The 9,492-nt window shown below is 65.1% G+C and carries 7 protein-coding genes; all 7 read left to right on the top strand.

Features of this window, described 5'->3' with window-relative positions:
- The first annotated feature begins 90 nt into the window (after nucleotides 1-90).
- The 7 genes from CH273_RS14870 (at nucleotide 91) to fadD32 (ending at nucleotide 9,451) form a co-directional block, all read left to right on the top strand.
- On the top strand, nucleotides 91-1,101 hold the full coding sequence (locus tag CH273_RS14870) for an alpha/beta hydrolase (RefSeq protein ID WP_176459410.1): 1,011 nt from the start codon (nucleotides 91-93) through the stop codon (nucleotides 1,099-1,101).
- 329 nt (nucleotides 1,102-1,430) lie between these two features.
- Complete coding sequence (locus tag CH273_RS14865; protein WP_045197995.1) at nucleotides 1,431-2,444, top strand: alpha/beta hydrolase; 1,014 nt, start codon at nucleotides 1,431-1,433, stop codon at nucleotides 2,442-2,444.
- A 221-nt stretch (nucleotides 2,445-2,665) separates the two neighbouring features.
- On the top strand, nucleotides 2,666-4,567 hold the full coding sequence (locus CH273_RS14860) for an alpha/beta hydrolase-fold protein (RefSeq protein WP_082322549.1): 1,902 nt from the start codon (nucleotides 2,666-2,668) through the stop codon (nucleotides 4,565-4,567).
- 87 nt (nucleotides 4,568-4,654) lie between these two features.
- Nucleotides 4,655-5,200: a DUF732 domain-containing protein gene (locus CH273_RS14855; protein ID WP_032396436.1), complete on the top strand. Its 546-nt coding sequence runs from the start codon at nucleotides 4,655-4,657 to the stop codon at nucleotides 5,198-5,200.
- Between the two features lie 12 nt (nucleotides 5,201-5,212).
- The gene (locus CH273_RS14850; RefSeq protein ID WP_032396435.1) at nucleotides 5,213-6,166 is read left to right on the top strand and encodes a cutinase family protein; all 954 of its coding nucleotides are present in this window, start codon (nucleotides 5,213-5,215) and stop codon (nucleotides 6,164-6,166) included.
- A gap of 207 nt (nucleotides 6,167-6,373) precedes the next feature.
- Complete coding sequence (locus tag CH273_RS14845; protein WP_032396434.1) at nucleotides 6,374-7,372, top strand: LLM class F420-dependent oxidoreductase; 999 nt, start codon at nucleotides 6,374-6,376, stop codon at nucleotides 7,370-7,372.
- 180 nt (nucleotides 7,373-7,552) lie between these two features.
- A complete protein-coding gene (gene fadD32, locus CH273_RS14840; protein WP_032396433.1) occupies nucleotides 7,553-9,451 on the top strand; it encodes a long-chain-fatty-acid--AMP ligase FadD32 in 1,899 nt (632 codons plus the stop codon).
- Nucleotides 9,452-9,492: the final 41 nt, after the last annotated feature.

The raw sequence follows: 9,492 nt of genomic DNA, 5'->3' as shown, positions 1-9,492 counted from the left end.
GAGGGTCGGACGGCAGACATGGTGAACTTGCGAGATCAAGCGTTGATTGCGTAACCGATGTGACGATGAAGCAGCTGAGAGGTCGAGTGCATGCTGGGTAGAAGGAAGAGCCGGTCCGAGGACAAGCGGGGTGGCTCCTGGGGCCGCCGCGCCGCCACGTCCATGCTGATGGCGGTGGTCCTCCCACTGGGATTGGCTGTAGCCGGCGGTGGCGCAACTGCCAACGCAGCCTTCGACGGCAATGCCATCGACGTCTGGACGGACTCGAGCATGGGTCCGATCAAGAGCCGCGTCTGGCGCGCCGCGGACGGCAACACCAATCGCGTCGTCTACCTCCTCGACGGTCTGCGGGCCACCAACGACATCTCCGGTTGGGAGCACGAGACCGACGCCGGTGCCGTGTTGGCCTCCTGGAACATCAACGTCGTCGAGCCGGTGGGTGGACAGTCGAGCTTCTACTCCGACTGGTACGCACCGTCGAACTTCAACGGCCAGCAGACCACGTACAAGTGGGAGACCTTCCTGACGCAGAACCTGCGTGAGAACCTGCGCGCGAACTGGGGCTTCAACCCCAACCGCAACGGCGTCATCGGTATCTCGATGGGTGGCTCGGCTGCTCTGACTCTCGCGGCCTACCACCCGGACCAGTTCAGCTACGCGGGCTCGCTGTCCGGCTACCTGAACATCTCCGCTCCCGGCATGCGCGAAGCCATGCGTCTGGCATTGCTCGACTCCGGTCGCTACAACATCGACGCGATGTGGGGACCGCCGTGGGATCCGGCGTGGCTGCGCAACGACCCGTTCGTCTTCGCCCCTCGTCTGCGCGACAACGGAACCCGCGTGTGGGTGTTCGCAGGTAGCGGCCTGCCCGGCGGACTCGATCGCCCGCGGAGCTTCATCGACTACTACAACACCGCCAACGGCATGGGCCTCGAGGCCATCGCACTGGCGAACAGTCGGGCGTTCCAGATCCGGATGGCCAGCATCGGTGCCAACAACGTCACCTACGCGTTCCCGGCCGTCGGTACCCACCAGTGGGGTTACTGGGGCGAGCAGATCCGCATCATGGCACCGGACCTGAGCGCCAACATCGGTAACTGACCGGCTCACGGATCATTTCGGTCGTTTCGCCCGCTTCTCGGCCCTTCGTGAGACTTCACGACTTTTCAGGGCTGTTCAGCGGGGACCGAGCAGGATAGTCTCCTGTTTCGGGGAAACGTCGAGGTGAAACTGGGACGCTGATCACAGTTTTGCCTTGGAACCGCTCGATGGAATAACCTCCATCGAGCGGTTCGCCTGTTTCACAGCAGAACCTCAGATTTTTCAGGACCACGTCGTCCTTCGGCCCGGAGGGGCCACCAGGAAAGCCCTGTTCGATTGCCGGGGGCCGCACGTCGCGGAGACCGCGTAGATGAGAGAGAGCACGATTCATGCGATTTGCCGGCCTCAGCAGAACACCGAAGGCGTCTTCACGCTGGCGTCAGCGCCTGCTCGGCGTCGGTGCTGCAGCGCTCGTCCTTCCCCTCGCAGCCGGTGTCGTCGGTGGAGCGGTCGCTGTCGCAGCACCCGCTCCCGTCGCGCATCAGACCCCTGCCGGTGGCCGTGAAGACCTGATCGTCCCGTCCGAGATGGGCCCCATCAAGGTTCAGGTCCAGTGGGCGGCCCGTGGCGGCAACGCCGCTCTCTACCTGCTCGACGGGCTGCGTGCCCGCGACGACCGCAACGCCTGGACGTTCGAGACCAACGCGCAGGATCAGTTCGCCAACGACGACGTGACCCTGGTCATGCCCGTCGGCGGTCAGTCGAGCTTCTACAGCGACTGGTACACCTCGTCGAACTTCAACGGCCAGGAAGTCACCTACAAGTGGGAGACGTTCCTGACCCAGGAGCTGCCCGCGTTCCTCGAGAACTACGGTGTCTCGCGCAGCAACAACGGTGTGCTCGGACTGTCGATGGGTGGTTCGGCAGCACTGACGCTCGCCGCGTACCACCGCGATCAGTTCAAGTTCGCCGGTTCGCTCTCGGGCTACCTCAACATCTCCGCGCCCGGCATGCGCGAGGCCATCCGCGTCGCCATGCTGGACGCCGGTCGCTTCAACGTCGACTCCATGTGGGGACCGCCCTGGAACCCGGCGTGGCTGCGCAACGACCCGTTCGTCTTCGCGCCGCGACTCGAGGGCCTGTCCCTCTACATCTCGGCAGCCAGCGGGCTGCCCGGTGAGTTCGATCGCCCGGCCGCTCCGATCGACTTCTACAACACCGCCAACGGAATGGCGCTCGAGGCACTCTCGCTCGCCAACACCCGTGCATTCCAGATCCGCATGAACACTCTCGGCATCCCGGCCACGTACAGCTTCCCGGCCAACGGCATTCACGCATGGCCGTACTGGGGAGCCGAGCTGTGGAAGGCTCGCGGCCAGATCCTGGACGCGCTCAACGCCTGACACCGATCGAGTAGTCGTTCTTCGAGAAATGCCGCCCCGCGTCTGTGCGCCGGGCGGCATTTTTCGGTCCCGGCCACGGTCGCGATGCCGACTCAGTTCACAATTGCACCACCAGTCACAGCGCGTCTGCTGCTCGTCGGCATCGGGCACGTGTAGAAAGACATACGAAGCATGTCTCGATAGGAGACCTTCGAAAGTCACGTCGAAAGAGAGTCACCATCATGCGCACTGAGCTTGTTCGGTTCGGTCGGACTACATCGGCCGGTACACGGGCTCGGCGAGCGGCAGCAGCACTGACCGTCGCTTCCGCGCTGATGATCCCCTTCGCGACGACGACCGTTGCCTCCGCTGCCCCCATCGCGCGGACGGCCCCTGTCGCGCTGGCCGGCCCCGCCTACACGCAGACGTCCGGTGCCACCGTCACGTCGGTGGACTGGCTCTCCGATCGTCGCGTCGCGCTGTGGATCCAGTCGCCCTCGATGGGAACGCCCATCCAGGTTCAGCTGTTGCTCGCGCGTGACTGGAACATCAACCCGCAGGCCACGTTCCCGCAGGTGTACATGCTCGACGGTCTGCGCGCGACCGACCAGGAGAACGGTTGGACGGCCGAGACCGACGCCGAGTCGTACTTCGCCGACAAGAACGTCAACGTGGTCCTCCCCATCGGCGGCCAGTCCAGCTTCTACTCCGACTGGCTCGATCAGGACAACGGCAAGAACTACCAGTGGGAGACGTTCCTGACCCAGGAGCTCCCACCCATTCTCGAGCGGGACTGGCGCAGCACCGACACCCGTGGAGTCGTCGGATTGTCCATGGGCGGTACGTCCGCGATGTTCCTCGCCGCGCGCAACCCCGGCTTCTTCAAGTTCGCGGGTTCGCTCTCGGGCATCCTGACCACCACCTCGCTCGGCATGCCGCAGGCAATCCAGTACGCGATGACCGACGCGGGCGGCTACAGCTCGAGCGCCATGTGGGGCTCGCCGTCCAACTCCCTGTGGGCGCAGCACGATCCGTACCTGCTGGCCGACAAGTTGAAGGGCGTCAGCCTCTACATCTCCAGCGGCAACGGCTCGACCGGACCGTACGACCAGCCCTCGGGCATTCCGGGCGTGAGCACCAACTACGCCGGCATGGGGCTCGAGATCCTCTCGCGCCTGACCTCGCAGTCCTTCGCCACCAAGCTCAACCAGCTCGGCATCCCCGCTCAGGTCAACTACCGGCCGTCGGGCACGCACTCGTGGCCGTACTGGCAGTTCGAGCTGCATCAGCTCTGGCCGCAGCTCGCCACCGCACTCGGAGTCGAGGTCGACAAGCCCGCGTGCAGCGTCGCCGGCATGATCGGCAACGCGAGCGGTGCCAACTCGTGGCTCGGACCGTGCTTGACTGCCGAGTACAACGTGGCCGGAGGTCGCGCGCAGGACTTCACCTTCGGCCGGGTTTTCTTCACCCCCGATACCGGTGCGCAGGTCGTCGCCGGCGCTATCGGCGGTATCTACCAGGGCAACAAGGGCCCGGAGGGCGCGCTCGGCTTCCCGAAGACCGGCGAGATCGGCACTCCCGACGGACGCGGACGCTTCAACGCCTTCCAGAACGGCATGGTCTACTTCACGCCGCAGACCGGAGCTCACGTGGTCAAGGGTGCCGTGCTCGACGAGTGGGCTGCCCAGGGTTACGAGGGCGGGCCGCTGGGCTACCCGGTGCTCGACGAGGTTCAGACGCCGACCAAGCCCGGATCGGTACAGGGTTTCGAGATCGGTGCCATCTACACCTCGCCCGATGCCGGTGTGCACTCGGTGCAGGGCATGATTCTGGGCAAGTACGGTGAATTGGGTTGGGAGGGTGGAGCTCTCGGGTTCCCCAAGTCCAACGAACTCGGCCCGATCAGGGACGGCGGACGCTTCAACCAGTTCGAGACGGGCAACATCTACTGGAGCCCGCTGAGCGGAGCCTGGTCCACCCCGTACGGTCCGATCTTCGATGCATGGGGATCGGTCGGCTACGAGGGCGGCCGGTTGGGCTACCCCACCAGCGATCAGTTCGACATCGACGGTGGCGGCAAGCAGCAGAACTTCCAGTTCGGCATCATCACCGTCAAGGACGGCGTTGCCACGATCGCGCCGTAGTTGCTTGCGAAACGACATCAGCTCAGAGTCTTCTCAGAGCGTGGCGGTACTCTCGCCTGCGACCCGACGACCGAAGGATTTCGATCGATGACGCGTAATTCCCTCACCAGGACTCTGTCGCTCGGTGTGTTCGCCCTTGCGGCGAGTTCGATGCTGGTGGCCTGCGGGAGTGACGACTCGACGGCTACCGGAGCGCCGACGACCACCACCTCGGCTGCGGAGACGACGACCGAGGCCGAGTCGACGACGTCGGCCGCAGAGACCACCACTGCTGCGCCGACCACGAGTCCGGGTGAGGCGGCCACCGCGCCGCCCGAGCAGCCGCAGCCCGTCCCGGACGATTTCCCCGGGCCGACGGAAAGCCAGATCGACGACCGCGGCGCGAGCTTCCTGGAGGAGCTGAAGAAGCAGGGGATCACCCCGGCGGGCAACGGCGACATCGCGGTGTCGACGGCCAATTACATCTGTGCCGCGCAGGCGCAGGGCGTCACGGCGGAGGAGATCTCGACGTTCGTCACCGCGAACGTCGGCGTCGAGGCAAGCGCCTCCGGAACGCAGATGAGCGAGACGCAGGCTCAGCAGGCAGCCCAGACCTACATCGCCGCCGCGCAGGCGACGTACTGCAGGCCGTAGAGATCAACGGTGATGGCCAAGCGTAAGCGCAGAATCCTTCCGGTGATCGCCGTTGCGGCGATCATCGGTCTGATCATCGTCGCCCTGTGGTACCTGCTGGCCGGACGGCTGCCGAAGGAACCGGGCATCCCGGTGCCGCCGGGACCGGAGGAGCCGACGTCGCAGCCGGCCGACTGCCCCGACGTCCAGGTCATCGCCATCCCCGGAACCTGGGAATCGTCGTCCACCGACGATCCGTACAACCCGACGGCCAATCCGGCGTCGTTGATGCTCAACGTCACTCGCCCGTTGCAGGAGCAGTTCCCCGGTTCGCGAGCCGACGTCTACACCGTGCCGTACGTGGCTCAGTTCTCCAATCCCATCGCGCTGCCGCCGGACGGTCAGCAGTCGTACAACAACAGTCGTACCGAGGGCAAAGCCGTCGCCGTGCAGAAGATGACCGATGTCAGTGCGCGTTGCCCGTTGACCAACTTCGTCCTCACCGGCTTCTCACAGGGCGCGGTCATCTCCGGCGACATTGCGGCCGACATCGGAGCGGGCAACGGTCCCATCTCCGCCGATCGTGTTCTGGGCGTCACCCTCATCGCAGACGGTCGACGCGATGGCGTCTCCGGTACGGATGTTCCGGCTCCGCTCGACGGCGTCGGTGCCGAGGTTGCTCTCGGCGGACTCGACCTGCCCGGCATCACGATGACGGGGCGTCGAGAAGGGGGCTTCGGTGCCCTCGACGACCGGACCAACCAGATCTGTGCACCAGGAGACTTGATCTGCTCTTCGCCGTCGGATGGATTGTCGCTCCGCAACATTCCGCAAAGCATCCAGATTCTGATCGGGGCTGCAGGCAACCCGGTTCATGCGTCGTACAACAGTTTCGTCGTCGACGGATCCGGTACGACGGCCACTCAGTGGACCGCTGGGTGGGCCGCCGGACTGATCGAGAATGCCCCGACGCCCGCGCATTCGTGAGTGTCGACGCTTTATAACGGAAACGTCACAACGCGACGTGCAGTGGTCTGGTGCCGCGCACAAACCTTGGCCGCGAAGCCCCCAGCCGGTGTGATCGACTCGGGTCAGCGGCTAGAGTGGCGCCTTGGACCTGCGCAGATCGGCCTCGGCCGGGCTGCTCTCGCCACCAGCAAACAAGACCGCTGCACACTCCGAGGAGAGCAATAGATGAGTTCCGCCGAGGCCGCGACCGCAGGGCCGCGCAAATTCCGATTCGCTGCAGGCGGAGAGGGAAACGCCGAGGAGGGCGGGGCTCGGAAGTTCATCAAGCTGGCGCAACAGGCCGAGGAACTGGGTTACGACAGCTTCATGATTCCCGACCACCTGGGCAACCAGGTCGGTCCCATCGCAGCACTCGGCGCGCTCGCCGTGGCCACCGACAAGATTCGGCTCGGCACTGCTGTGTTGGCGAACGGCTTCCGGCATCCCGCGGTGCTGGCCAAGGATGCGGCCACCATCGACGTGCTCTCGGGTGGACGGCTCGAGCTCGGTCTGGGTGCGGGTTGGATGCGTGAGGAATACGACAAGGCGGGAATCACGTACGACCGCCCTGGCGTGCGGATCGAGAAGCTGGAGGAGACCCTCGAAATTCTCGACGTCCTGTTGCGCGGTCAGGAATGCAACTTCGAGGGCAAGCACTACACGATCGCAGGACTCAAGGGCAGTCCTCGGCCCCGCCAGGGACCGCGTCCTCCCATCTGTATCGGCGGTGGCGGTCCGAGGATGCTCGCCCTGGCGGCCAAGCACGCCGACATCATCTCCGTGGTGCCGAGCACCTCGAAGGAGGGCAAGCTGTTGCTCTCGGGCATGACCATCGAGAAGACCCTCGAGCGTGTCGAGCTCATTCGTGCAGCAGCAGGCGATCGGTTCGACGACATCGAACTGAACTGGGCCATCACCACGATCGTCGTCACCGACGACCGTGAGCAGATGGCCGAGATGGCGCTCGCGGCACTCGACAACGGCTACCCGCCGAACGTGGACGTCGATGTCAAGCTCACCGTCGAGGACATCCTGTCGTCTCCGTACCTCGCATTCGGGACATACGAGGAAATTGCCGATCAGATCCGTAACGTTCGCGCGCGGACGACGATGTCCTATGTCGGGGTTTTCCCTACTCAAATGGAAGCATTCGCGCCGGTTGTCGACTTGCTGAAAGGCGAGTGACGTAGGCGCGTGTCGGTACCATGTAGCTGGCCTTCAAACCAGGTGCCAAACCGACACCATAAGAGCTACTAGTCAGTAACATAAAACGCTGTTCGGTGTCCGCATGCACGTAGCCGGTCGTGCGGGCCCAGGTCACGCAGGCTGTGTGGCAGCGGATTCGTGTCGGAGGAGATTGAAGTAATGAGCCACACGTTCGACGATTTCATCGATGAGAACGGCCATATCACCATCGGCGAGGGGCAGACGCTCGTCCGCCACGTCGAGGTGAACGTGAAGGAGAATTCCGACACGCTCGCGTACCGGTTCGTCGATTACTCCCGGGAACGTGACGGCGAAGCTCACGAGCTGACCTGGGCCGAGTTCGGTACTCGCCTCAAAGCTGTCGCTGCTCGCCTGCAGCAGGTCACCCAGCCCGGTGATCGAGTGGCCATCCTGGCACCGCAGGGCCTCGAGTACGTCATCGCCTTCTTCGGAGCGATCTACGCGGGCACCATCGCGGTACCGCTGTTCGATCCCGACGAGCCAGGCCACACCGATCGCCTGCATGCCGTCCTCGGTGACTGCAAGCCGAGCGCCATCCTCACCGCGAGCAACTCGGCAGCAGGCGTACGCGCCTTCTTCCGCGCGCTCCCCGCCGCGGAGCGCCCCCGGATCATCGCCGTCGACGCGGTCCCGGACAGCGTCGGCGAGACGTGGGTCGAGCCGACGGCCGGGCTCGACGACATCGCTTACCTGCAGTACACGTCCGGTTCGACGCGGACCCCGGCCGGCGTCGAGATCACGCACCGCGCGGTCGGCGTCAACGCGCTGCAGATGGTCGACAGCATGGAGATCAACCACGACTCCCGCGGCGTCACCTGGCTGCCGATGTTCCACGACATGGGCCTGCTCACCGTCATTCTCCCGGCGCTCGGCGGCAAGTACATCACCATCATGAGCCCGCGTGCGTTCGTGCAGCGGCCCTGGCGCTGGATCAAGGAACTCGCCGCGGTGTCCGACGGCGCAGGCACCTTCGCAGCGGCACCGAACTTCGCGTTCGAGCACGCGGCCCAGCGTGGTCTGCCGAAGAACGGCGAGAGCCTCGACTTGTCCAATGTCATCGGTCTGATCAACGGCAGCGAGCCCGTCACCACGTCGTCGATGAAGAAGTTCAACGAGGCGTTCGGTCCCTACGGTCTGCCGAAGTCCGCGATCAAGCCGTCGTACGGCATGGCGGAGGCGACCCTGTTCGTCTCGACCAGCAAGCACGCCGACGAGGCCAAGGTTGTCTACGTGGACCGCGTCGAGCTCAATGCGGGCAACTTCGTCGTCGTCGCCCCCGACGCCCCCGGTGCCATCCCGCAGGTGTCCACCGGAACCGTCGCTCGCAGCCAGTGGGCCGCCATCGTCGATTCCGAGACCGGCACCGAGGTTGCCGACGAGCACGTCGGCGAGATCTGGTTGCACGGCGAGAACATCGGCAAGGGCTACTGGGGCCGCGAAACCGAGACCTCCGAGACCTTCCACAACAAGCTCGTCCACCGCAACCCCGAAGGCTCGCACGCAGACGGCGCTCCCGAGGGTGGCAACTGGATGCGTACCGGCGACTTCGGTGTCTACCACGACGGCGAGCTCTACATCACCGGCCGCGTCAAGGACCTCGTCATCGTCGACGGCCGCAATCACTACCCGCAGGACCTCGAGTTCTCGGCCCAGGAAGCCAGCAAGGCATTGCGTCCCGGCTTCGTCGCAGCCTTCGCCGTCCCGCTCAACCAGCTCCCGGACATCGTCTTCGAGTTCAGTGGCGCAGCCCTGACCAAGGACCCCGACGACAGCTCCGAGCAGCTCGTCATCGTCGCCGAGCGCGCACCCGGCTCCGGCAAGGCAGATCCGGCTCCGATCGCCGACGAGGTGCGTACCGCGGTCTCCGCACGGCACGGCGTCACCGTTCGCGACGTCCTCCTCGTCCCGGCCGGTTCCATCCCGCGCACCTCGAGCGGCAAGATCGCTCGACGCGCATGCAAGGCCGCGTACATCGAGGGCACGCTGCGTGGCGGCTACCAGCAGACGGCCTTCCCGGACGCAGAACTGCCCGACTGACGGACGCACCCTCCGTTTTTCCTCCGACACGACTTGGTGAG

Source organism: Rhodococcus sp. 05-339-2 (assembly GCF_002258965.1).
GTDB lineage: Bacteria > Actinomycetota > Actinomycetes > Mycobacteriales > Mycobacteriaceae > Rhodococcoides.
Note: the sequence above shows the minus strand (reverse complement) of the source record. Positions and strands in the feature narration are given on the sequence as shown.